General features: G+C 65.6%; 18 protein-coding genes. 9 read left to right on the top strand and 9 right to left on the bottom strand.

Annotation, left to right across the window (positions count from 1 at the left end; all coding sequences use genetic code 11):
• Positions 1 to 7 precede the first annotated feature (7 nt).
• Together upp and I6F21_RS01960 are read right to left on the bottom strand one after the other, a co-directional pair.
• Complete coding sequence (gene upp, locus I6F21_RS01965) at positions 8 to 643, bottom strand: uracil phosphoribosyltransferase (protein WP_036007202.1); 636 nt, start codon at positions 641 to 643, stop codon at positions 8 to 10.
• 84 nt (positions 644 to 727) lie between these two features.
• Positions 728 to 1,468, bottom strand: coding sequence for a crotonase/enoyl-CoA hydratase family protein (locus I6F21_RS01960; protein ID WP_225182737.1), 741 nt, complete (start codon positions 1,466 to 1,468; stop codon positions 728 to 730).
• 85 nt (positions 1,469 to 1,553) lie between these two features.
• Here I6F21_RS01960 and I6F21_RS01955 point away from each other — a divergent pair, with 85 nt between their 5' ends.
• Positions 1,554 to 2,135, top strand: coding sequence for a TetR/AcrR family transcriptional regulator (locus I6F21_RS01955; protein ID WP_036007209.1), 582 nt, complete (start codon positions 1,554 to 1,556; stop codon positions 2,133 to 2,135).
• 40 nt (positions 2,136 to 2,175) lie between these two features.
• Here the strand turns inward: I6F21_RS01955 and I6F21_RS01950 are convergent, their stop codons facing one another.
• Together I6F21_RS01950 and I6F21_RS01945 are read right to left on the bottom strand one after the other, a co-directional pair.
• A complete protein-coding gene (locus I6F21_RS01950; protein ID WP_036007210.1) occupies positions 2,176 to 2,367 on the bottom strand; it encodes a hypothetical protein in 192 nt (63 codons plus the stop codon).
• Between the two features lie 23 nt (positions 2,368 to 2,390).
• The gene (locus I6F21_RS01945; RefSeq protein ID WP_225182736.1) at positions 2,391 to 2,819 is read right to left on the bottom strand and encodes a hypothetical protein; all 429 of its coding nucleotides are present in this window, start codon (positions 2,817 to 2,819) and stop codon (positions 2,391 to 2,393) included.
• Positions 2,820 to 3,354: 535 nt separating this feature from the next.
• On the opposite strand from I6F21_RS01945, the gene I6F21_RS01940 reads away from it, so the two are divergent.
• The 6 genes from I6F21_RS01940 (at position 3,355) to I6F21_RS01915 (ending at position 11,565) form a co-directional block, all read left to right on the top strand.
• The gene (locus I6F21_RS01940) at positions 3,355 to 3,444 is read left to right on the top strand and encodes a K(+)-transporting ATPase subunit F (RefSeq protein ID WP_035698142.1); all 90 of its coding nucleotides are present in this window, start codon (positions 3,355 to 3,357) and stop codon (positions 3,442 to 3,444) included.
• Positions 3,445 to 3,556: 112 nt separating this feature from the next.
• Positions 3,557 to 5,260, top strand: a complete 1,704-nt coding sequence (gene kdpA, locus I6F21_RS01935; RefSeq protein WP_225182735.1) for a potassium-transporting ATPase subunit KdpA — start codon at positions 3,557 to 3,559, stop codon at positions 5,258 to 5,260.
• A gap of 23 nt (positions 5,261 to 5,283) precedes the next feature.
• Positions 5,284 to 7,401: a potassium-transporting ATPase subunit KdpB gene (gene kdpB, locus I6F21_RS01930; protein ID WP_225182734.1), complete on the top strand. Its 2,118-nt coding sequence runs from the start codon at positions 5,284 to 5,286 to the stop codon at positions 7,399 to 7,401.
• Positions 7,402 to 7,509: 108 nt separating this feature from the next.
• Complete coding sequence (locus I6F21_RS01925) at positions 7,510 to 8,115, top strand: K(+)-transporting ATPase subunit C (protein WP_225112100.1); 606 nt, start codon at positions 7,510 to 7,512, stop codon at positions 8,113 to 8,115.
• Between the two features lie 40 nt (positions 8,116 to 8,155).
• Positions 8,156 to 10,879, top strand: a complete 2,724-nt coding sequence (locus I6F21_RS01920) for a sensor histidine kinase KdpD (RefSeq protein WP_225182733.1) — start codon at positions 8,156 to 8,158, stop codon at positions 10,877 to 10,879.
• Positions 10,876 to 11,565: a response regulator transcription factor gene (locus I6F21_RS01915; RefSeq protein WP_109144771.1), complete on the top strand. Its 690-nt coding sequence runs from the start codon at positions 10,876 to 10,878 to the stop codon at positions 11,563 to 11,565. Before I6F21_RS01920 ends, I6F21_RS01915 begins: the two co-directional genes overlap by 4 nt.
• Before the next feature lie 117 nt (positions 11,566 to 11,682).
• Here the strand turns inward: I6F21_RS01915 and I6F21_RS01910 are convergent, their stop codons facing one another.
• Complete coding sequence (locus I6F21_RS01910; protein WP_036027319.1) at positions 11,683 to 12,567, bottom strand: Ku protein; 885 nt, start codon at positions 12,565 to 12,567, stop codon at positions 11,683 to 11,685.
• 118 nt (positions 12,568 to 12,685) lie between these two features.
• On the opposite strand from I6F21_RS01910, the gene ligD reads away from it, so the two are divergent.
• Positions 12,686 to 15,361 (top strand): DNA ligase D, encoded by a 2,676-nt coding sequence (ligD, locus tag I6F21_RS01905; RefSeq protein ID WP_225182732.1) that lies wholly within the window; start codon positions 12,686 to 12,688, stop codon positions 15,359 to 15,361.
• Positions 15,362 to 15,491: 130 nt separating this feature from the next.
• Here the strand turns inward: ligD and I6F21_RS01900 are convergent, their stop codons facing one another.
• Complete coding sequence (locus tag I6F21_RS01900) at positions 15,492 to 15,656, bottom strand: DUF3309 family protein (protein WP_009798696.1); 165 nt, start codon at positions 15,654 to 15,656, stop codon at positions 15,492 to 15,494.
• 179 nt (positions 15,657 to 15,835) lie between these two features.
• On the opposite strand from I6F21_RS01900, the gene I6F21_RS01895 reads away from it, so the two are divergent.
• On the top strand, positions 15,836 to 16,153 hold the full coding sequence (locus I6F21_RS01895) for a polyhydroxyalkanoic acid system family protein (protein ID WP_225182731.1): 318 nt from the start codon (positions 15,836 to 15,838) through the stop codon (positions 16,151 to 16,153).
• Between the two features lie 2 nt (positions 16,154 to 16,155).
• Here the strand turns inward: I6F21_RS01895 and treY are convergent, their stop codons facing one another.
• From treY to glgX, 3 genes are read right to left on the bottom strand one after another with little or no spacing between them, the layout of a single operon-like run.
• Positions 16,156 to 18,942 carry a malto-oligosyltrehalose synthase gene (treY, locus tag I6F21_RS01890; RefSeq protein ID WP_225182730.1) on the bottom strand — a complete coding sequence of 929 codons (2,787 nt, stop codon included), beginning with the start codon at positions 18,940 to 18,942 and terminating at the stop codon, positions 16,156 to 16,158.
• A 1-nt stretch (position 18,943) separates the two neighbouring features.
• On the bottom strand, positions 18,944 to 20,695 hold the full coding sequence (gene treZ / locus I6F21_RS01885; protein ID WP_225182729.1) for a malto-oligosyltrehalose trehalohydrolase: 1,752 nt from the start codon (positions 20,693 to 20,695) through the stop codon (positions 18,944 to 18,946).
• Complete coding sequence (gene glgX, locus I6F21_RS01880; protein ID WP_225182728.1) at positions 20,692 to 22,770, bottom strand: glycogen debranching protein GlgX; 2,079 nt, start codon at positions 22,768 to 22,770, stop codon at positions 20,692 to 20,694. The genes treZ and glgX overlap by 4 nt, the downstream gene beginning before the upstream one ends.
• Position 22,771: the final 1 nt, after the last annotated feature.

The raw sequence follows: 22,771 nt of genomic DNA, 5'->3' as shown, positions 1-22,771 counted from the left end.
AACCTGTCTACTTGGTGCCGAACATCCGGTCGCCGGCGTCGCCCAGGCCTGGCACGATATAGCCGTGGTCGTTGAGCCGCTCGTCGATCGCGGCGGTCCAGATCGGCACGTCGGGATGCTCGCTCTGGAACTTGGCGATGCCCTCGGGCGCGGCCAGGAGGCAGACGAAGCGGATGTCGCGGGCGCCGCGAGCCTTGAGCAGGGACGCGCCGGCGCAGGCGGAATTGCCGGTCGCCAGCATCGGATCCATCAGGATCACGGTGCGGTCGGACAGGTCCTGCGGCGCCTTGAAGTAATATTCCACGGCCTGCAACGTCTCGGGGTCGCGGTAGAGCCCGATATGGGCGATGCGCGCCGAAGGCATCAGCGCCAGCATGCCGTCGAGAAAGCCGACGCCGGCGCGCAGGATCGGCGCCAGCGTGAGCTTCTTGCCGGCGATCTTGGGTGCCTGCATCGGCGCGATCGGCGTCTCGATGTCCACCAGCTCCAGCGGCAGGTCGCGCGTCACCTCGTAGGCCAGCAGCATCCCGATCTCGTTCAGGATCTCGCGAAAGCTCTTGGTCGAGCGGTCCTTCTCCCGCATCAGGGAGAGCTTGTGCTGGACCAGGGGGTGGGCGACGACGTTGACATTGCCTGTGCTCATGAAACCGCTCTACACGGTTCCGTGAAACTGCGCCAGATCGGCCAGGTAGTTTTAGGCAACGCCTTTTCCGCGGGATAGCCGACCTCAACCGGGCAGCGCGACTGCGCTGCGCGCGCGGTTGCTTGCCTCATAGGCAGCCATGGTCAGCTCGCGGTCGATCGCCGCGCGCATGGCGTCCATGGCTCCCTGGCGCAGGCGCCGCTTTGCGGTGGCATGCGACGGCATGTGGATGGCGCGCAGGCCGGTGATGATCGTCTCGATCGTGGCGTCGACCATCTCAGGTGCAACCACGCGATCGAGAAAGCCGGCCGTCTGCGCCTCCTCGGGCTCGTACATCTCGCCAAGCGTGACGGTACGGCTGAGCCAGGCCGGATGCAGCCGGCTGCGCGCGAGCTCGATGGCAAAGCTGGGAGGCGCGATGCCGATCGCCACCTCGTTCAGCCCCATGCGGTGCGGTCCGCGCGCGCCCAGCCTGACGTCGCAGGCGAGCAGCAGGAACGTTCCCATCGGGTAAGCATGGCCCTCCATCACGCCGATGGTCGGATGCGGAAACGACATCAGCCGCAGCGCAAGCTCGGCGCCGGCCCGGACCATCTCGAGGCTCTTGGCGGCATCGCCCGAGGCGAACACTTTCAGATCGAAGCCCGCGGAAAAGATGCCTGGCCGGCCCGAGCGCAGCACCACGATCTCCGCCTCCGTCTCGGCGCGGTCGAAGGAGGCGCCGATCTCGCCCAGCATCGCGGCCGACATCACGTTGACCTTGCCGTCGTCGAGCCCGATCCGCGCCACGCCGTCGTTCAGTTCATAGGTCACTCTCTCAGGCATCTGCCTCTCTCCGTCATTGTCATGCCTTGACTGTCGGAGGCTGATGTAGACCAATCAATATAATTTCCGAGCGGAGGAGAGTGCCATGCCGGCCGTGCCGAAGCACCGTCAGCCCATCATCAATGCCGCGGTGACGCTATTCCGCCGCCAGGGATTTGCCCGCACCGGCCTCAACGACATCGTCGACGTCAGCGGCGCGCCGAAGGGGTCGCTCTATCATTACTTTCCGGACGGAAAATCCTCGATCGCGGTGGCAGCGGTGGAGGAGGCGGGCCGCCGCGTCGCGGCGACGGTCGCCGAGCTCGCGGCAGAGTGCGGCTCGACCGGCGAGCTCTTGCGCGCGCACGCCAGACTGCTGGCAGGCTGGATGCAGGGCTCCGGCTTCCGCAATGGCTGCCCGATCACGACCGTGCTGCTCGAGCTGGCGCCGCGCGAGCGCGCCGTGTCGGAGGCCGGTCGCAAGGCCTATGCGGCACGGCTATCGATCCTGCGTGACAAGCTCGTCGCCGACGGGTTTGCCAGGCCGCGGGCGGAGGCGCTGGCGGTGCTCTGCACGTCGGCGCTCCAGGGCGCGCTGATCCAGGCCCGCGTCGAGCGCAGCGGCCGGCCGATCGAGGTCACCGCGTCGGAGCTGGCGCGACTGATCGAGGCGGAGGTGAGGAGCTAGCCGCTGAGGCCGCGAAAGATCATCACGTCCGCAATGCCGGTCAGGCCTGGAGATGCCAGATATGGATTGCGGTCCTCAGCGCGATCAGCGCGGTGAGCACGCTGCCCATCGACAGCATGGCCAACCCATGCAGGGCGATACGCTCGAGTCGAGCTTTGCGCAGCTTCGATATGGGCAACTGCTGTTCAGCCCTCAGACGGGGTCGCTCAAAGCCGAGAATCGGCGTCGGCATTTCTCGTGTCCTTTCAGATGCGTCTAGCGGGAATTGTGGCAGGCGACCGGTTCGTAAAGCGGATCCAGCATAGGGCGCACCGACGGAACGCTCGGCCGCGACACTTCGATGGCCAGCGTTCGGACTTCGACGAAGGCCGACAACAGAGAGAGCGCGAGGTCGGCATGGCGCGCATCGACCGCGGAATCCAGCCAGTCCGGCAGCTCGCGCTCGCGCGACAGCGCGCAATGCCACTCGCCGTCATCGTAGGCGATGCGGCGGACCTGCCACATCGGCAGCTCGAGCTCCAGCAGCGCCAGCACGACGCGGGCTGCGCGTTCGCTCCGGCCCAGCGACGGCAAGCGTCGGCAGGCGCGACCGATGATGTCGAGCATCAGCGGCCGCGTCATTGAATGGGCCTTGCGCAGCTGCTCGGCGAGCGAGGGGAGATCGAGCGGGTGGAGAGCCGTCATATCAGGCCTCCTGGAATTGGCGTCGGTCAGTCGGCCGGCCTCGCCAAGATGGCCTGGAGGGCATTTGAAAACGAGAGAGGGTTCGGGTGAGAGATATAAGGATTCCATAAGCGGCCTCCTCAGGATGAGGCTCATCGGCGTCAGTGCCCGCTGAAACTATGGCCGCGCACTCCGCCCTCATCCTGAGGAGCCCGCCCAAGCGGGCGTCTCGAAGGATGGCTGCGGGGAAAGCTCTCAGGCGCGAGCCCTGCGCCGGGACGGGCCGGCCTTTATGAGATTCCTATAACGTCGCCATAGGTCTCATCTCGAAAACCTATGGGCGCGGTGGCACTTCAGCGCGGTGAAGTTCCCGCCCGTGCCGCGCTCGATCGCAGCAAGCGGCCCGCCGGGGATCCAGAGACGGGCTATGCCGGACATCGTCTCTCCTAAGGAGTATCGCCATGATGGACCTTTTGATGCTGGCGCTGGGCTTCTTCTTCTTTGCCCTCGCGATCGGCTACACCTATGCCTGCGAACGGCTGTGAGGGAGCGGGCCATGATCTTCGATTATGCGCTCGCCGGCGCCGTCTCGTTCGGCCTCCTGATCTATCTCACCTATGCACTGCTGCGGCCCGAGCGGTTCTGAGCCGTGTTGCTGCTCGCAAAATTGCTGCTGGCCGACGCTGCGCTCGTCGCGGGCCTGCTCGCGCTGCTCCTGCCGCTTTTGCGCCGGACCAAAAGCCTGAAGGGTTAATGCCATGACTGTGATCGGTTGGTTCCAGATCATTCTTTGTTGCGCGATCGTGGTCGCGCTGACCAAGCCGCTCGGTTGGTACATGACGCGCGTGTTCAACGGCGAGCGCACCTTCCTGTCGCCCGTCCTGCGGCCGATCGAGGCCGGCATCTATTGGATCTCCGGCATCGACGAGAAGCGCGAGCAGCACTGGCTGACCTACACGGTCGCGATGCTGCTGTTTCATGTCGGTGGCTTCCTCATCATCTACGGCCTGATGCGGCTGCAGGCCGTGCTGCCGTTCAATCCAGCCGGCCAATCCGCGGTCGCCGAGGATCTGTCCTTCAACACCGCGATCTCCTTCATCACCAATACCAACTGGCAGAACTACGGCGGCGAGAGCACGCTGTCCTATCTGACCCAGATGGTCGGCCTGACGCACCAGAATTTCCTGTCGGCGGCCACCGGCATCGTGCTCGCCGTTGCCCTGATCCGCGGCTTTGCCCGCGCGTCCATGCGCACAATCGGCAACTTCTGGGTCGATGTGACCCGCTGCACGCTTTATATCCTGCTGCCGATCTGCGTCGTGTTCACTCTGTTCCTGGTCTGGCAGGGCATCCCGCAAACGCTTGGCGACTACGTCGAAGCGACCACGCTCGAGGGCGCCAAGCAGACCATCGCGGTCGGCCCGGTCGCCTCGCAGGTCGCGATCAAGATGCTCGGGACCAATGGCGGCGGCTTCTTCAATGCCAATGCCGCTCACCCCTTCGAGAACCCGACCGCGCTGTCGAATTTCGTGCAGATGCTGTCGATCTTCGTGCTCGGCGCGGCGCTCACCAACGTGTTCGGCCGCATGGTCGGCAACCAGCGCCAGGGCTGGGCGATCCTCGCGGTGATGGGCGTGCTGTTCGTCGCAGGCGTCGCCGTTTGCTATTGGGCTGAAGCCAGCGGCACCACGACCCTGCATGCACTCGGCCTGACCGGCGGCAACATGGAGGGCAAGGAAGTCCGCTTCGGCATCGTCGCGTCCTCGCTGTTCGCGGTGATCACCACCGCCGCGTCCTGCGGTGCCGTGAACGCCATGCACGACAGCTTCACCGCGCTTGGCGGCATGGTCCCGCTGATCAACATGGAGTTAGGGGAGATCATCGTCGGCGGCGTCGGCGCCGGCCTATACGGCATGCTGCTGTTCGTCGTTCTCGCGATCTTCGTCGCAGGCCTGATGGTCGGCCGTACGCCGCAATATGTCGGCAAGAAGATCGAGGCCCGCGAGGTCAAGATGGCGATGCTCGCGATCCTGATCCTGCCGCTGATGATCCTGGGCTGGTCGGCCGTCGCGGTCGTGCTGCCCACCGGCGTTGCCTCGATGGCGAATGCGGGCCCGCACGGCTTCTCGGAAGTGCTCTACGCCTATACGTCGCAGACCGCCAACAACGGCTCCGCCTTCGCCGGCCTGACCGGCAACACCCCGTTCTACAACCTGACGGGCGCATCCGCGATGTTCGTCGGCCGCTTCTTCATGATCGTGCCGGCGATGGCGATCGCAGGCTCGCTCGCGGCCAAGAAGTCGATCCCGCCGTCGATGGGCACTTTCCCGACCACCGGAGGCCTGTTCGTCGGCCTCGTCGTCGGCGTCATCCTGATCATGGGCGGCCTGACCTTCTTCCCGGCGCTCGCACTCGGCCCCATCGTCGAGCATCTCGCAATGAACGCCGGCAACGTCTTCTGATCTCGCTTTTCGGAGTGACCTCCATGGAACCTGTCCACAAATCCAACAAGCGCATGCCGGTCTCGGCGATGCTGGATCCGAAGATCGTGATGCCAGCGATCGGCGCTGCCTTCACCAAGCTCGATCCGCGCGCCATGATCAAGAACCCTGTGATGTTCGTGGTCGAGATCGTGGCCGCGCTCACGACCGTGATCTTCCTGCGCGACCTCGTCACCGGCGGGGAGAATCTCGGCGTCACCTTCCAGATCATCCTCTGGCTGTGGTTCACCGTGCTGTTCGCCAATCTCGCCGAAGCCGTGGCCGAGGGCCGTGGCAAGGCGCAGGCCGAGACACTGCGCAAGACCCGCACCGAGAGCCAGGCCAAGCTCCTGAGCGGCGCGGGCCGGGACTACAAGCTCGTGTCAGGCACGAGCCTGAAGGTCGGCGATCTCGTGTTGGTCGAGGCCGGCGACACCATCCCCTCGGACGGCGAGGTGGTCGAGGGCGTCGCCTCCGTCAACGAGGCCGCCATCACCGGCGAGTCCGCGCCCGTGATCCGCGAATCCGGCGGCGACCGTTCGGCGGTGACGGGCGGCACGCAGGTGCTGTCGGACTGGATCCGGGTGCGCATCACCGCCGCGCAGGGATCGACCTTCATCGACCGCATGATCAAGCTGGTCGAGGGCGCCGAGCGGCAGAAGACGCCGAACGAGATCGCGCTCAACATCCTGCTCGCCGGCCTCACCATCATCTTCGTGTTCGCCACCGTGACGATCCCGAGCTACGCCGCCTATGCCGGCGGCTCGATCTCGGTGGTCGTGCTGGTGGCCCTGTTCGTGACGCTGATCCCGACCACGATCGGTGCGCTGTTGTCGGCGATCGGCATCGCCGGCATGGACCGCCTGGTGCGCTTCAATGTGCTGGCGATGTCGGGCCGCGCGGTCGAAGCCGCCGGCGACGTCGACACGCTGCTGCTCGACAAGACCGGCACCATCACCCTCGGCAACCGGCAGGCGACGGCCTTCCGTCCCGTGCGCGGCGTCACCGAGCAGGAGCTGGCGGATGCCGCTCAGCTCGCCTCGCTGGCGGACGAGACGCCGGAAGGCCGCTCCATCGTCGTGCTGGCCAAGGAGAAGTACGGCATCCGCGGCCGCGACATGGCCGAACTGGGCGCGACCTTCGTGCCGTTCACGGCGCAGACCCGCATGAGCGGCGTCGACGCCGGCGGCTCGTCGGTGCGCAAGGGCGCGGTCGATGCCATCCTCAATTATATCGCCGGCGGGGCGCCGACCGCGATCTCCTCCGGTAATGCGGCACGGGCGATGCAGCCCGCGGCCCTATCCGAGGCGGGCCGCGAGATCAGCGCCATTGCCGACGAGGTCGCCAAATCGGGCGGCACGCCGCTGGCGGTCGCCAAGGACGGCAAGCTGCTCGGCATCGTCCAGCTCAAGGACATCGTCAAGGGCGGTATCCGCGAGCGTTTTGCCGAGCTGCGCCGCATGGGCATCCGCACCATCATGATCACCGGCGATAACCCGATGACGGCGGCCGCCATCGCCGCGGAAGCCGGCGTCGACGATTTCCTGGCGCAGGCAACGCCCGAGGACAAGCTCAAGCTGATCCGTGACGAGCAGGCCAAGGGCAAGCTGGTGGCGATGTGCGGCGACGGCACCAACGACGCGCCGGCGCTCGCCCAGGCCGACGTCGGCGTCGCCATGAACACCGGCACGCAAGCCGCCCGCGAGGCCGGCAACATGGTCGATCTCGACTCCAACCCGACCAAGCTGATCGAGGTGGTCGAGATCGGCAAGCAGCTCTTGATGACGCGCGGTGCGCTGACGACGTTCTCGATCGCCAACGACGTCGCCAAGTATTTTGCGATCATCCCGGCGATGTTCCTGGCGTTCTACCCTCAGCTCAACGTGCTCAACGTCATGAACCTGTCGAGCCCGCAGAGCGCCATCCTGTCGGCGATCATCTTCAACGCGCTCGTCATCATCGCGCTGATCCCGCTCGCGCTGAAGGGCGTCGCCTATCGCGCCGTCGGTGCCGGCGCACTGCTCCGCCGCAACCTCCTGATCTACGGGCTCGGCGGCATCGTCATTCCCTTCATCGGCATCAAAGCGATCGATCTCGCGGTGACCGCCTTGCATTTGGCATAACCGCTCATTGCGAGGAGCTCTTGCGACGAAGCAATCCAAACTGCCTCCGTGGAAAGACCCTGGATTCTTCGCTTCGCTCGCAATGACGGAAGACATAGGAGACCCAGCATGCTCAGAGAAATCCGCCCCGCCATCGTCCTCTTGCTGGCGCTCACCGCCATCACGGGCCTTGCCTATCCGCTCGCCATGACCGGCATTGCCGGCGCGCTGTTTCCCGTGCAGGCGCAAGGCAGCCTGATCGAGAAAGACGGCAAGGTGATTGGCTCCGCCCTGATCGGGCAGGAGTTCAAGGACGACAAGTACTTCCACGGCCGCCCCTCGGCGACGCTGGCGCCGGACCCGAACGATTCGACCAAGACGGTGCCCGCGCCCTACAACGCCGCCAATTCGGGCGGCTCCAATCTCGGTCCGACCAGCAGGGCGCTGGCCGACCGGCTGAAGGAAGATGTGGACAAGCTCAGGCGCGAGAATCCGAACGCCTCGGTGCCGGTCGACCTGGTGACGACGTCGGCCAGCGGCCTCGACCCCGACATTTCGCCGGAAGCCGCGCAATTCCAGGTGCCGCGCGTGGCGAAGGCGCGCAATCTGCCGGACGGTCAGGTCAGGCAGCTCGTGGCCGCCAACACCGAAGGCCGTCTGCTCGGCTTCCTCGGCGAGCCCAGGGTCAACGTTCTGGCGCTGAACCTCGCGCTCGATCGGATCGCCGCGAAGTAGCCGTCTAGGCTGGCAATGTACGGATGATTATACTGGCAAGATGGTCCGAGAGCGCCGCGATCCCGAACAACGTCCGTCACCGGAGGCCCTGCTGGAAGCGGCGCGCCGGGAGGAGGGTGCGAGCGGCAGGCTGAAGATCTTCGTCGGCGCCGCTCCCGGCGTCGGCAAGACCTACGAGATGCTGCAAAGCGCCCAGGCCAAGCGCAAGGCCGGCATCGATGTCGTGGTCGGTTTCGTCGAGACCCATGGCCGTGCCGAGACCGAGGCGCTGGTGCGCGGCCTCGAAGTGGTCCCGCGCAAGAGGCTGGACTACCGCGGCCAGATCGTCGAGGAGATGGACCTCGACGCGGTGATCGCGCGGCGGCCGCAGATTGCGCTCGTCGACGAGCTCGCCCACACCAATGCGTCCGGAAGCCGCCATCCCAAGCGCTATCTCGACGTCGAGGAGCTGCTCTCGCACGGCATCGACGTCTATACCGCCGTCAACATCCAGCACATCGAGAGCCTGAACGACGTCGTTGCCCAGATCACCCATGTCCGGGTGCGCGAGACCGTGCCGGATTCGGTGTTCGACCGCGCCGACGCGATCGAGCTGATCGACCTCACGCCCGACGACCTGATCCAGCGCCTGAAGGAGGGCAAGGTCTATGTGCCCAAGCAGGCCGAGCGGGCGCTGGAGCATTATTTCTCGCCAGGCAATCTCACGGCGCTGCGCGAGCTCGCACTGCGGCGCACCGCCGAGCGGGTCGACGAGCAGCTGCTCAACCACATGCAGGCGAATGCGATTCCGGGGCCCTGGGCCGCGGGTGAGCGCATCCTGGTCTGCGTCAGCGAAGACCCGCGCGCGGCCGGCCTCGTGCGCTACACCAAGCGATTGGCCGACCGGCTGCATGCGCCGTTCACCGCGATTTCGATCGAGACGCGGCGATCGCTGCAATTGTCCGACGAGGAGCGCGATCGGCTGGCCGATACGCTGCGGCTCGCGGAATCGCTCGGCGGCGAAGCCTTGACCATTCCCGCCGTCGGCCGCCGCATCGCTGACGATCTCATCGGTTTCGCGCACGGCAACAACGTCACCCAAATCGTGATCGGCAAGTCGACGCGCTCGCGCTGGTTCGAGATGACGCGCGGCTCGGTCGTGCACGACCTGGTACGGCGTGCGGGCAATATCAGCGTTCACGTCATTCCCGGCAACGAGCTTTCCGGAGAGGCCGCGCCCAAGATGGCGGTGCAGACCGCCGCACGATCCGAGCCGTTCGATCCTTTGCCTTTTCTCAAGGCGCTTGGGATCGTGCTTGTGGGTCTCGGCGCTGCCAAGCTGATCCAGCCCTATTTCGGCATCGAGAACGTCGATCTCGTGCTGCTGACCTCGGTCGTCGCGGTTGCCGTGCGCTACGGCCTGTGGCCCTCGCTGCTGGCCACGGTGGCGGCTTCGCTCTGCTACAATTTCTTCTTCATCCCGCCGATCTACACCTTCACGATCACCGACCCGACCAATGTCGCCGCTTTCGTGCTGTTCATGGTGGTGGCGATGATCGTCTCCAATGTCGCGGCGCGGGTGCGCATCCAGGCCGACACCGCGATCGGCCGGATCAGGATGACCGAGCAGCTCTATGCCTTCAGCCGCAAGCTCGCCGGCACCGCCACGCTCGACGACGTCTTGTGGGCGAGTGCCTACCAGATCGCATTGATGCTCAAGGTCCGCGTGGTGCTGCTGTTGCCGGATGACGGCCTGCTTACGGTGAAATCAGGCTATCCGCCCGAAGACGAGCTCGACCAGGCCGACCTTGCCGCCGCCAACTGGGCCTGGAGCAACGATCGCCCCGCCGGCCGCGGCTCGGACACCTTGCCCGGCGCAAAACGGCTGTTCCTGCCGATGCGCACCGGGCGGGGCCCAATCGGTGTGATCGGCATCGACAACGATCGCACCGGCCCGCTGCTGACGCCGGACCAGCGGCGGCTACTCGATGCGCTGGTCGACCAGGGCGCGCTCGCGATCGAGCGTGTGCTGCTGGTCGAGGACATGGACCGCGTCAAGCGCACCGTCGAATCCGAGCGGCTGCGCTCGGCGCTGTTGACCTCGATCTCGCACGATCTGAAGACGCCGCTCGCCTCGGTGCTCGGCGCGGCCTCCACCATGCGCGATCTCGCCGGCGCGCTCTCGGACACCGAGAAGCGCGATTTGCTCGCCACCGTGATCGACGAATCCGAGCGGCTCAACCGCTTCATCGCCAATCTGCTCGACATGACCAAGCTCGAATCCGGCGCCATCGTGCCCAACACAGCGCTGCACGATCTCAGCGAGATCGTCGGCAGCGCGCTCCGGCGCGCCAGCAAGATCCTCAGCCGCCACAAGGTCGAGCTGGTGCTGGCCGCCGATCTGCCGATGCTCCAGCTCGACGCCGTGCTGTTCGAGCAGGTGCTGTTCAACCTGCTTGACAATGCCGCGAAATACGCGCCCCCCGAAACCACGATCTCGATCCGCGGCCGGCGCGACAGCGCTCATGTCGTGCTCGAGGTCGTCGACGAGGGCGCCGGCATTCCACCGGACGAGCTCGAGAGCGTGTTCGACAAGTTCTATCGCGTGCAGAAGGGCGATCACGTCCGTCCCGGCACCGGGCTCGGGCTTGCCATCTCGCGCGGCTTCGTCGAGGCGATGCGCGGCACGATCTCCGCCGCCAATCGCAGCGAGCGGAGCGGCGCGGTCCTCACCATTCGCCTGCCGGTTCCGGCAGAGAGCCACGCATTGGATACCGCCGCATGAGCGCTGCTCCGATCAAGGTCCTGGTCATCGACGACGAGCCGCCGATCCGCAAATTGCTGCGAATGGGGCTGACGACCCAGGGCTACGAAATCCTGGAAGCGCCGAACGGCAAGACGGCGCTGGAGAAACTTGGCGAGGAGCCGGCGCTGATCATCCTGGATCTCGGCCTGCCCGACGTTCAGGGCCATGAGCTGCTCCGCACCATCCGCGCCCGCAACGACGGCGTGCCGATCGTGGTGCTGTCGAGCCGCGGCGACGAAGCCGGCAAGGTCCAGGCGCTCGATCTCGGCGCCGACGATTATCTCACCAAGCCGTTCGGCATGGAGGAGCTGCTGGCGCGCCTGCGCGCCGCGCTGCGTCACCAGCTTCAGGTCAAGGGCGAACGCCCGGTGTTCCGCACCGGCGATCTCTCGGTCGATCTCGTCCGCCGCATCGTCAAGGTCGGGGAGCGCGAGGTGAAGCTCTCGCCGAAGGAATATGACCTGTTGCGGGTGCTGGTGCAGCACGCCGGCAAGGTGCTTACCCACCGCTTCCTGCTGAAGGAGCTGTGGGACGAATTGACCGACGCGCAATATCTACGCGTCTATGTCCGTCAGCTTCGCCAGAAGATCGAAGCCGATCCGGAGCGGCCGCAATACGTGCTGACGGAGACGGGGATCGGGTATCGGCTGAAGGCGGGGGAATAGACCCCGGCTGTCATTCCGGGACGCGCCCGTTGGCGCGGGCCGGAATCCATTTCTCTGCGTCGCGCTTGGCACGATGAATTCCGGGCTCGATGCTTCGCATCGCCCCGGAATGACGAACTAACCCGCCTTCCTGTGCCTTGCCGTCGAACGGTGCGCCTTCTTCGCACTTCGATGCCGTCCCGTCGCGCGCCGCGCATGCGACTTCGCCGCCGACTTCTTCCCGCCGCGTCCCTTCAGGCTCTGCTTCAGTGCGTCCATCAGGCTGACGACATTGCTCGGCCGTTCCTCGGGCTCGGGCAGCTCGATCTTCTTGCCGCTGGCCTTGCGCTTCACCAGGGCCTTCAACGCGTCCTCGTATTCGTCCTTGAACTTGCTGGGATCGAAATGCGCCGCCTTGGTCTGCAGGATGTGGCCGGCGAGCTCGACCATGTCCTTGGTGATCTTCGGGCTCTTGATGTCGTCGAAGAACTGGTCCTCCTCGCGCAGCTCGTACGGGAAACGCAACGTGGTGCCGAGCAGGCCTTTGCCGCGCGGCTCGATCGCCATGACGTGTTCGCGGTTGGTGAGAACGATCTTGGCGAGCGCCACGCGCTCCTGGTCCTTCATGGCGTCGCGGATCACCGCGAAGGCGTCGACCGCGGCCTTGCCGTCGGGGGCGATGTAGTAGGGGTGGTTGAGGAAGCGCTGGTCGATCTCCTCGCGCGGCACGAAGCTCTCGATGTCGATGGTGTGATTGCTCTCGATCTGGACTGCCTCGAGCTCCTCCGGTTCGATCTCGACGTATTTGCCCTTGCGCACTTCGTAGCCGCGGCCCTTCTGGTCGCTCTCGACGACGTCGCCGGTCTCGGAATCGATCATCTGCTGCTTGAGCCGGTTCCCGGTCTCGCGGTTGATCAGGTGAAACCGCGTCTTCTCGGCCGCGGTGGTCGCCGGATAGAGCACGACCGGGCAACTGACCAGCGACAGCTTCAACGTTCCCTTCCAGTAGGCGCGCGGGGCCATTCCATTCTCCAGCGTTTTCAAGGCGTTTTGGAACCCCAACCGTCCCATCGGGTTTTGGTTCCGGGCGGGACTTTCGCCGTGATAGGCTTCAAGTGCCGAACGAGAAGCGGGACTGGACGTGCTGCAGAAACTCTCCACCTACCGACAGAAGCGGGACTTCGAGAAGACGCCGGAGCCTTCGGGCAAGACCGCCGTGGCGCCATCGAAACAGCGGCGCTTCGTCATCCAGAAGCATGATGCGACCCGGCTGCACTACGACCTCCGGCTCGAATTCGACGGCGTGTTCAAGTCCTGGGCGGTGACGAAGGGGCCTTCGCTTGATCCCCACGACAAGCGGCTGGCCGTCGAAGTCGAGGACCATCCGCTCGATTACGGCGATTTCGAAGGCACGATTCCGGAAGGCCAGTACGGCGGCGGCACCGTGATGTTGTGGGACCGCGGCACCTGGGAATCGGACGATCCGGAAGCCGGCTTCAAGAAAGGCGACCTGAAGTTCACGCTCCATGGCGACAAGCTGCAGGGAAGCTGGGTCTTGGTGCGGATGCGCAACCGCGGCGGCGAGAAGCGGACCAACTGGCTCTTGATCAAGCATCGTGACGAGTATGTCCGCGAAGGCGCGGACAACGATATTCTCGAGCAGGACAAGTCCGTCGCCTCGGGCCGGGCGATGGAACAGATCGCGGAGGGAAAGGGCCGCGCGCCGAAGCCGTTCATGCTGGCGAAGGGGACCAAGGGCAAGGCCGACGCGGTCTGGCAGTCCAACCGCGCGGAAGAGACGAAAGGGCGGACGGTGAAGCCGTCGCCGCGCACCGCGTTGAAGGGCGGCAAAGCGGCGAAGAAAACTGCCGCGACCGCGACGAGGGCTAAGACGGTGTCTGAGATGCCGGATTTCGTTGCGCCGCAGCTCTGCACGCTGGTCGAGCGGCCGCCCGGAGACGAGGGCTGGTGCCACGAGATCAAATTCGACGGCTATCGCGTCCAGCTCCGGGTCGAGGACGGCGAGGCGACGCTGAAGACGCGCAAGGGACTCGACTGGACCAGCAAGTTCGCCTCCATCGCCGAGGAAGCCGCCGCGCTGCCGGACGTGATGATCGACGGCGAGATCGTCGCGCTCGACCATAACGGCGCGCCGAACTTCTCCTCGCTGCAAGCTGCGCTGTCCGATGGCAAGACCGACGACCTGATCTTCTTCGCCTTCGATCTGCTCTTCGCGGAAGGGCAGGACTACCGTCGGCTGCCGCTTGGGGAGCGCAAGGCGCAGCTCAAGAAGCTGCTGGAAGCGCGCAAGCGGAAATCGACTCAGATCCGCTATGTCGAGCATTTCGAGAGCGGCGGCGATGCCGTGCTGCAATCGGCCTGCAAGCTCGAGCTCGAAGGCGTCGTGTCGAAGAAGCTGAACGCGCCGTATCGTTCCGGGCGCACCGAGAGCTGGGTCAAGTCGAAATGCCGCGCCGGCCACGAGGTGGTGATCGGCGGCTACAAGACCACCAACGGCAAATTCCGCTCGCTGATGGCAGGCGTGCAGCGCGGCGATCATCTCGCCTTCGTCGGCATGGTCGGTACCGGCTTTGGCGCTGATAAAGTCAAGCGCATCATGCCGGCGCTGAAGGCGATTGAGAGCAAGGAAAGCCCGTTCGGCGGCAAGAACGCGCCGAAGAAGACGCGGGACGTGCATTGGCTGAAGCCCGAGCTCGTCGCCGAAATCGAGTTCGCGGGCTTCACGGCCGACGGCAATATTCGCCAGGCGGCCTTCAAGGGCTTGCGGCAGGACAAGGCGGCGGAGGAGGTCGAGGCCGAGACGCCCGTCGACACCGAGCTCGCCGAGCCCCGGGCCAGGAAGGAGGCGCGCACCAAGGCGGGCGGGCGAACGAAGCAGACCGCTCAAAATGCCGAGGTCATGGGTGTCGTCATCTCCAAGCCGGACAAGGAGCTCTGGCCGGATGACGGCGATGGTGGCGCCGTCACCAAGCTGGACCTTGCCCGCTACCTCGAAGCCGTCGGCGAATGGATGATCGTGCATCTCAAGGGCCGGCCCTGTTCGCTGATCCGCGCGCCCGACGGAATCAAGGGCGAATGCTTCTTCCAGCGCCATGCGATGCAGGGAACGTCGAACCTTCTTGAGCTCGCGCGGGTCTCCGGTGACCGCAAGCCGTATCTTCAGATCGACCGGATCGAGGGGCTCGCCGCGGTGGCGCAGATCGGCGGCGTCGAGCTGCATCCCTGGAACTGCGCGCCCTATGCCTATGATACCCCGGGCCGCCTGGTGTTCGATCTCGATCCTGCGCCTGACGTGGACTTTCCCGACGTGGTCGAGGCGGCCAAGGAGATGCGGCAGCGGCTCGCCGATATCGGCATGGACAGCTTCTGCAAGACCACCGGCGGCAAGGGCCTTCACGTCGTGGTGCCGCTCCTCCATGGCGCGCGCGACAAGGTGAGCTGGAAGGAGGCCAAGGCGTTTGCGCAAGGCGTCTGCCAGTGGATGGCCGACGACGATCCCGAGCGCTATCTGCTCAACATGTCGAAGAAGCTGCGCAGGGGAAAGATCTTCCTGGATTATCTGCGCAACGACCGCATGTCGACGGCGGTGGCCCCGTTGTCGCCGCGCGCGCGCGCCGGCGCGACCGTATCGATGCCGGTCACCTGGGCGCAGGTGAAGAGCGATCTCGATCCGAAGCGCTATACGCTGCGCACCGTGCCGGCCCTGCTGGCGCGATCAAAGGCGTGGGAGGGGTATGAGGATGCAGCCGTGTCGATCAAGGCCGCGATCAAGAAGCTGGCGGGGAAGGTGAAGTAGGCCTGCGCTGTTGCGGCGAAGGCAGGTCTCGTAGGGTGGGCAAAGCGAATCGTGCCCACCACCTTCTTTCGTTCGAGCGAAGTGGTGGGCACGGCGCGTTGCGCCTTTGCCCATCCTACGAAGTCTGCATCTAGATCCTTCCCATCAGGATCAGGATCAGCAGAATGACGATGACAAGCCCGAGGCCGCCGCCGCCGTAATAACCGGTGCCGTAGAACGGCCCGCCGCCGATGCCGCTGAAGCCGCCGAGCAGGGCGATGATCAAGATGATCAGAATGATCGTGCCGATTGACATACGAATCTCCTCCAGCCCTTCGTAAGAAGGGTCATTGCAAACCTGTCCCGTTGTGCGGGAGCAACTTGCCGTAGGTTGTAAAGTTCCGACCTTGAAACACGGCCGGGGGATCAACTTGCATGGAACCTTTGTTGGTCGACCCGGCATGATTATGTGACGTCAGTCAGAAGGGCAGGACCATGTCAGCACCGCTCGTCGTCTCGATTCCGCATCGTCTCGGCCGTGAGGAGGCGGTGCGCCGGCTCAAGACGGGGCTCGGCCGCGCCGCGGCGAGCATTCCGGTGATGCAGGTCGAAGAGGAACGCTGGAGCGGCGACACTATGGCCTTCCGCATCCGCGCGCTCGGCCAGGTCGCGACGGGGCAGGTCAATGTCGGCGACGATCAGGTCCGGGTCGAGGTGGTGCTGCCCTGGCTGCTGCAGCGCTTCGCCGAGATGGCGCAGGCCACGATCAGGAAGCGCGGCCAATTGCTGCTGACCAAGGACGGGGAGAAGTAACTTCAGGCGCGCACGCGTTGCCGCGGCGCCCTGACGGCGTTCGCCGTTCGGGCCGCGATGACCAAGGCAGGACAGTCACGGAAGGCCTGCGCGAGCGGCAAGTCGTTGCCGGCAAGGCCGGGCACGGCATAGCCCGTGATGTCGATGGTGGCGTCGATAGCTTCGGGTGCGGGCCATTCCCGGCCGGCTTGGGTGAACGGCGTGAAATGACGGCCGACGACGACGATCGCGGCGGCGCGGCCATGACGACGCGCGAAGGCGATGACATGGTCGGCATGGGCGCCCCGTACCTCAAGCGGCTGGTAGTCGCCCTGCGCGAAGACGTCGGCCAGCTCGTTGCGCAGCTTGAGCAGATGCCGCGTCCAGGCCAGCTTGAGCTTGCCGTCCGGCCAGCTCTTGATCAGGCCGCTCCAATCCGGCGCTTCCAGTGATGTCAGCGCCGCGTGGCGTGCGGCGAAGTCGACCGGGCGGCGGTTGTCGGGATCGACCAGCGACAGGTCCCAGAATTCGGTGCCTTGATAGAAGTCCGGCACGCCCGGCAGCGTCGCCTTGAGCGTGAGCTGGCTCAGCGAGTTCAGCGTGCCGAGCAGCGCGACGCGGCGCGCCAGCGTCTGCAAGGCCTGAAGGAATTCCGCGGACTGGTCGGGGTCGAGGATCTTCGCGATGAAATCGCGGATCCCGTTCTCATACGCTTCATGCGGGTTGAGCCAGCTCGTCTCTTCCTTGCCTTCGCGCGCGGCCTTGAGGGCATAGGCCTGGATGCGCTCGATGAAGCCAGCATCGGCCGGCGCTTGAACCGGCCAGACACCGAGCAGGGTCTGGTAGAGCATGTATTCGAACGTCGCCGACGGCGCGCGGAAATTGCCGTGCAGCGTGAGATGCGGCGCGTTCAGCACCTTCCAGCGCGCCACTGCGCTGGTCCATTCACCGGGAATCTCGCTGAGCGATGCGATGCGCGTGCGCGCATCCTCACCACGCTTGGTGTCGTGGGTGGCGGTTGCCGTCATGCCTTGCGGCCATTCCCTTGCGCGCGCCTGCATGGCCTGATGGAAGGCGGGAATGCTGAGGCCGGTGCTGGCGGGGTCGCCGCCGACCTCGTTCAGCGCCAGCAGCCGGTGGAATTGATAGAACGCGGTGTCCTCCAGCGACTTTGCCATCATCGGGCCGGTGAATTGCTGCACCTTCAGCGCGAAGCGGCGCACGCGCGGGGCGCTGTGCGGCGGGCGGCCCGGCTTGAGCAGGTCCATGGTCAAGGCATCGCGCAGGAAGTCGAAGATGCCTTCGTCGGCGGCGAACCAGTCGCGGCGGGCGCGCGCGATGGTGTCGTCGATCAGCTTGCGGTCCGCTGCGGTCGGGCCGCTATGCGTCAGGTAGGTACGATAGACCGGGAAATGCAGCACATAGAGCTCGAGCGCCTGCCGCAGGCTGTCGGCCGAGAAGTCGCGCGTCGAATAATGGCCGTTGGCGATGCGCGCGAGCAGGCGCGTCAGCACGGTGAACTCGCTGGTGAGCAGCGTCTCCAGCACCCGCCGCTTGGCGTCCTTGACGTAAGGCACAAGCCGCGGCGGCCGGTTGCTGATCTGCCGCCAGGTCTCGTCCAGCGCCTCCAGTCCCCTGGGATCGACCAGCACGTGGGTGATGACATTCATCCACTCGTAGCCGGTGGTGCCCTGGACGCCGGCGAAATGCGGCAGGCGTTCGTGCTCGCAGAGGATCTTCTCGATCACGGTGTAGAAGGGCTTTGCGTTGCCCTGCGCGTCGCGCACCAGGCGGCGCAATCGCTGGCAATACTGGGCCGGGTCACGCAGGCCGTCGATGTGATCGAGCCGGATTCCCTGCAATTTGCCGTCGGCGATGAGCTGCTTCACCAGCCGGTGCGTAGCGGCAAACGTGCTCGCGTCCTCGACGCGCAGGCCGGCGAGGCCGTTGACGTCGAAGAAGCGGCGATAATTGATGTCGCTGGAAGCAAGCCGCCAGTGCCCGAGCTTGTAGTGCTGGCGCTCGAGGAGATGATGCAGCGTCAACGTCTGTGCCGGGCGGTCCTTGCCGGCGCGATAGGCGGCAAGGCCGCGCTTGATGATGTCGGCGGAGCCTGCGATCTCCTTGAGCTCGGACTTGAAGCCGGGAGCTTCCTTGCGATTGGGGCGCCGCAGCCCTGTGGTGCGGGTCGCGAGCGACAGCAGGCGCTTGCCGGGCTCTGTTTCCGCCGCGTCCGCCTCCTTGACGACAATCCGCAGCATCTCGCCATAGCGCTCCGGCGCGATCGGTAAGCGGTGCTCGAAATACCAGGCGGAAAAAGTCCCTTCGTCCGGGTCGTAGCGCAGCTCGATATCGCCGCGCTCCAGCGCCTCGCCGTAGGACGCGCCGAGGATCGGCAGCAGCACGCCGCCGCGGGCGCGGTAGGCCAGCTGGTCCCAGTCGATGTCGAAGGACGCCGCGTGCGGCGAGGCCTGGCCCCATTCCAGCACGTCGAGCCACCACGGATTGTCGGCAAAATGCACGCCGACATGGTTGGGAACGAAATCGATGATGAGCCCGAGATCGTGCTGCTGAAGCACCTGGCTCAGCCGCGCAAAGCCGGCCTCGCCGCCGAGCTCGGGATTGAACTGGCCGTGATCGACGGTGTCGTAGCCATGGGTCGAGCCTTTGCGGGCCTTCATCACCGGCGAGGCGTAGAGATGCGTAATGCCCAGCGCCTTGAGATAGGGAACGACCGCGGCGGCCTTGTCGAAATCGAAATCCGCGGTGAGCTGGAGCCGGTAGGTCGCGAGCGGAATGGCGGGAGGCATTCTAACCTCCGAGGCGCCAAACCACCGACCAGGGCGTGAGCCGCTCGCCGGCTCCGCCGCCCCAGATCGGCGTGCCCGCGCTGACGCTGGAGGTGATCTCATGATCCGACAGGTTGGCGACAAGACGCAACGTGGTGCCGTCGCCCATGCGCCAATGTGCGGTGACGAGGCCGTTGTCGGCCGCTTCGGCATCACCGAAGCTTGCGCCCTTCAGCCGCGGCACGATCTGCTTGCGACGGACGCCGAGCAGCTCTCGCACCAGCGTGAGCCGCGCTTCCTGTTGCGGCGTGCGGCCGGTCCAGTCGAGCACGGCCGATTGCAGCGTTGCCGGATCGAGCGGGTCGGGCACCTCGTCGCCGTATTTCTCGTAAGCCCAGGCATATTCGCGCTTGCGGCCCTTGCGCACGGCATCGGCGAGTTCGCCCTGGAAATCGCAGAAGAACGGGAAGGGGACCGTCGAGCCCCATTCCTCGCCCTGAAACAGCATCGGCACCATCGGCGCGAGGAGGGTGACCGCGAGCGCGGCCTCGATCTGCTGTGGCGATGCCAGGCTTTCCAGCCGCTCGCCCAGCGGGCGATTGCCGATCTGGTCGTGGTTCTGCAGGAAATTGACGAAGGTCGCCGGCGGCAGCTGGCCGCTCGGCTCGCCGCGCGGCTTCTTGCCCCAGAATTCCGAGATCTCGCCCTGATAGACGAAGCCGGAGGCGAGAGCGCGTGCCAGATCCAGGCGCGGCGTCTGGTAATCGCCATAGTAGCCGGCATGCTCGCCGGTCAGCATCACGTGCCAGACGTGATGATAATCGTCGTTCCACTGCCCGCGATATTTGCCGTTCGGCGGCTCCTGCGCGGCATCGAGCAGGCTGGCGCGGTTGTCGCCGTTCTCCAGCACGAGATGGATGTGGCGTCCCGTGGCCTTGGCGAGCTCGCCGGTGGCAACGCTGAGGTCCTGCAGCATGGACTGCTCGCCCGGGACAGCCATGATGTGGTTGGCGGCGTCGAGTCTGAGGCCGTCGAAGCGGTAGTCGCCGAGCCAGGACAGCGCATTCTCGACGGCGAAGGCTCGCACCTGCGGCACGCGATAATCGATCGCGCTGCCCCACGGCGTGTGCGCATCGGTGAAGAAGGTCGGCGCGTAACGGCCGAGATAGTTTCCTTCCGGGCCGAAATGATTGTAGACGACGTCGAGGAACACCATCAGCCCGCGCAGATGCGCCTCGTCGATCAGCGTCTTCAGGTCTTCGGGCCGGCCATAGGCGCTGTCCGGCGCATACCACAGCACGCCGTCATAGCCCCAGCCGCGGCGGCCTGCGAAATCGGCGAGCGGCATCAATTCCAGCGCATTGATGCCGGTCGCGGCGAGGTGATCGAGCTTGTCGATCATGGCGCGATAGCTGCCTTCGGACGTGAAGGTGCCGACATGGGTTTCGATCAGCACCGTCTCTTCCCAGGGACGGCCGCGCCAATCGCGCGCGCGCCAGACGAAGGCATCGTGATCGATCACCTCGCTCGGGCCGAACACGTCGTCGGGCTGGAAGGCCGAAGCGGGATCCGGCACGTCGATGTCGTCGTCGATCCTGAACTTGTACTTGCTGCTAGATGACAAGCCGGCGATCTCGGCGACGAACCAGCCATCCTGCCGGCGCTGCATCGCGTGCCTGCGGTCGAGCAGGAGATCGACGCGGCGCGCGGCCGGCGCCCACAGCCGGAACGACACGCCGTCCTTGGTCGGCCTCGCCCCGAAGGATGGCCTCATAGTGCGCCTGCGAAGGCGAGCACGGAGCGCGGCGGCGCCTTGCTGTCGCTCCCGGGCAGGAAGTCGATCGTATTCAGCTTGGCATCGGTCGTGTTCAGGATCTGCTGCCAGCGCTTGTATTCGGTCATTTTGGGCAATTTGAATGCGATCTCTTCGGGAGCGGCGTTCAGTACGATAAAGATCGCAGCGCCGCCCGGTTCCATCGGGCCCATCACATAGGAGAGAAACCGCCCATCCGGGAATGTCCAGTCACTCTCCGTCATCTCGTTGCCGGCGGGCGTCAGCCACAATGCGCCGTAGGAGACGCCGTCCTTGGGGCGGCCGTCGAGCCAGCGATGGCTGCGCAACTGTGAGAAACGGCGGCGGATGTCGGCGAGATGGGCAACGAAGTCGATCATGTCGTCGCCGTCCTTGCCGAGATTGTCCCAGCCGACCCAGCCGACCTCGTTGTCCTGGCAATAGGCGTTGTTGTTGCCAGATTGCGAGTTGCCGACCTCGTCGCCGGCGAGGATCAGCGGAACGCCCTGGGCCAGCATCAGGCAGGCCAGCACGTTCTTGCGCAGCTGGCGGCGCAGGCTGATGATGCCAGGATCGTCGGTCGGGCCCTCGACGCCGCAATTGTTGCTGTGATTGTCGTTCGAGCCGTCGCGATTGTCCTCGCCGTTGGCCTCGTTGTGCTTCTCGTTGTAGCTGAAGAGGTCGGCGAGCGTGAAGCCGTCGTGGACGGTGATGTGGTTGATGCTGGCGCGCGGCCGCCGTCCGTCGTGGTTGAACAAGTCGGAGGATGCGGTCATTCGGCTGGAGATGTCGCCGATCAGGCTGCCTTCACCGCTCCAGTAGCGGCGCATGGCGCTGCGATAGCGGTCGTTCCATTCCGACCATTGCGAGGGAAAGGCTCCGACCTGGTAGCCGCCGAGGCCGAGGTCCCACGGCTCGGCGACGAGCTTGACGGCAGCCAGCACCGGATCCTGCCGGATCGCGGTGAGGAAGGAGCTGCCGCGGTCAAAACCGTTCGGCCCGCGCGCCAGCGTGGTGGCGAGGTCGAAGCGGAAGCCGTCGACATGGCAGACCTCGACCCAGTAGCGCAGGGAATCCATCACCATCTGCAGCACGCGGGGATGGGCGAGGTTCACCGACGAGCCGCATCCGGTGAAGTCGTCGTAATAGCGCGGGTTCTCGCGGTTCAGCCAATAATAGGAGGCGTTGTCGATGCCGCGATAGCACAGCGTCGGACCGAGATGATTTCCCTCGGCGGTGTGGTTGTAGACGACGTCGAGCATCACCTCGATGCCGGCATCGTGCAGCCGCGCCACCGTAGTGCGGAAGGAATCGAGTGCGTTGTCCTGGGCGTAGCGTGGCTCAGGCGCAAAGAACGACAGCGTGTTGTAGCCCCAGTAATTGGCGAGCTTCTTCTCCACCAGGATGCGGTCGTCGACGAAGCTGTGCACCGGCAGCAGCTCGACCGTGGTGACGCCGAGCTTCTTGAGGTGATCGATCATCGCAGGCGAGGACAGGCCGCCATAGGTGCCGCGCAGATTCGGCGGAACGTCCTCGCGCTTCTGGGTCAGGCCCTTGACGTGAGCCTCGTAGATGATCGTGTCTTCCCAGGGAATATTCGGCCGGATCTCGCGGCGGCCCCAGTTGAAGGTCTCGTCGACCACGACGGCCTTGGGCATGCCGCGCGCATTGTCGCGCCGGTCGAACGACAGGTCCTCGCGCGGGCTTCCGGTGCGGTAGGCGAAATGCGCATCGCTCCAGACCAGGCGCCCGGCAAGCCGCTTGGCGTAGGGGTCGAGCAGCAGCTTGTTGGCGTTGAAGCGATGGCCGTGCTCGGGCTCGTAGGGGCCGTGCACGCGATAGCCGTAAAGCTGGCCCGGCGCGACGTCGTTGAGATAGCCGTGCCAGACATCCTCGGTCTTCTCGGGCAGCTCGATGCGCTCGAGCTCGCGGCGGCCTTGGGTGTCGAACAGGCAGAGCTCGACCTTCTGCGCGTTGGCGGAGAACAGCGCGAAATTGGTGCCGCGTCCGTCCCAGCTTGCGCCGAGCCGTGCGGGCGATCCGGCAGTCAGGCGCATC

This window comes from Bradyrhizobium sp. NBAIM03 (genome assembly GCF_020194055.1).
GTDB classification, from domain to species: domain Bacteria; phylum Pseudomonadota; class Alphaproteobacteria; order Rhizobiales; family Xanthobacteraceae; genus Bradyrhizobium; species Bradyrhizobium yuanmingense.
The sequence above is the reverse complement of the archived record's forward strand: the minus strand, read 5'-3'. Positions and strand labels throughout refer to the sequence as shown.

Coding starts and splice junctions, on each gene's coding strand:
- upp (WP_036007202.1), bottom strand. CDS start 643: ATGAGCACAGGCAATGTCAACGTCGTCGCCCACCCCCTGGTCCAGCAC.
- I6F21_RS01960 (WP_225182737.1), bottom strand. CDS start 1,468: ATGCCTGAGAGAGTGACCTATGAACTGAACGACGGCGTGGCGCGGATC.
- I6F21_RS01955 (WP_036007209.1), top strand. CDS start 1,554: ATGCCGGCCGTGCCGAAGCACCGTCAGCCCATCATCAATGCCGCGGTG.
- I6F21_RS01950 (WP_036007210.1), bottom strand. CDS start 2,367: ATGCCGACGCCGATTCTCGGCTTTGAGCGACCCCGTCTGAGGGCTGAA.
- I6F21_RS01945 (WP_225182736.1), bottom strand. CDS start 2,819: ATGACGGCTCTCCACCCGCTCGATCTCCCCTCGCTCGCCGAGCAGCTG.
- I6F21_RS01940 (WP_035698142.1), top strand. CDS start 3,355: ATGATCTTCGATTATGCGCTCGCCGGCGCCGTCTCGTTCGGCCTCCTG.
- kdpA (WP_225182735.1), top strand. CDS start 3,557: ATGACTGTGATCGGTTGGTTCCAGATCATTCTTTGTTGCGCGATCGTG.
- kdpB (WP_225182734.1), top strand. CDS start 5,284: ATGGAACCTGTCCACAAATCCAACAAGCGCATGCCGGTCTCGGCGATG.
- I6F21_RS01925 (WP_225112100.1), top strand. CDS start 7,510: ATGCTCAGAGAAATCCGCCCCGCCATCGTCCTCTTGCTGGCGCTCACC.
- I6F21_RS01920 (WP_225182733.1), top strand. CDS start 8,156: ATGGTCCGAGAGCGCCGCGATCCCGAACAACGTCCGTCACCGGAGGCC.
- I6F21_RS01915 (WP_109144771.1), top strand. CDS start 10,876: ATGAGCGCTGCTCCGATCAAGGTCCTGGTCATCGACGACGAGCCGCCG.
- I6F21_RS01910 (WP_036027319.1), bottom strand. CDS start 12,567: ATGGCCCCGCGCGCCTACTGGAAGGGAACGTTGAAGCTGTCGCTGGTC.
- I6F21_RS01900 (WP_009798696.1), bottom strand. CDS start 15,656: ATGTCAATCGGCACGATCATTCTGATCATCTTGATCATCGCCCTGCTC.
- I6F21_RS01895 (WP_225182731.1), top strand. CDS start 15,836: ATGTCAGCACCGCTCGTCGTCTCGATTCCGCATCGTCTCGGCCGTGAG.
- treY (WP_225182730.1), bottom strand. CDS start 18,942: ATGCCTCCCGCCATTCCGCTCGCGACCTACCGGCTCCAGCTCACCGCG.
- treZ (WP_225182729.1), bottom strand. CDS start 20,695: ATGAGGCCATCCTTCGGGGCGAGGCCGACCAAGGACGGCGTGTCGTTC.
- glgX (WP_225182728.1), bottom strand. CDS start 22,770: ATGCGCCTGACTGCCGGATCGCCCGCACGGCTCGGCGCAAGCTGGGAC.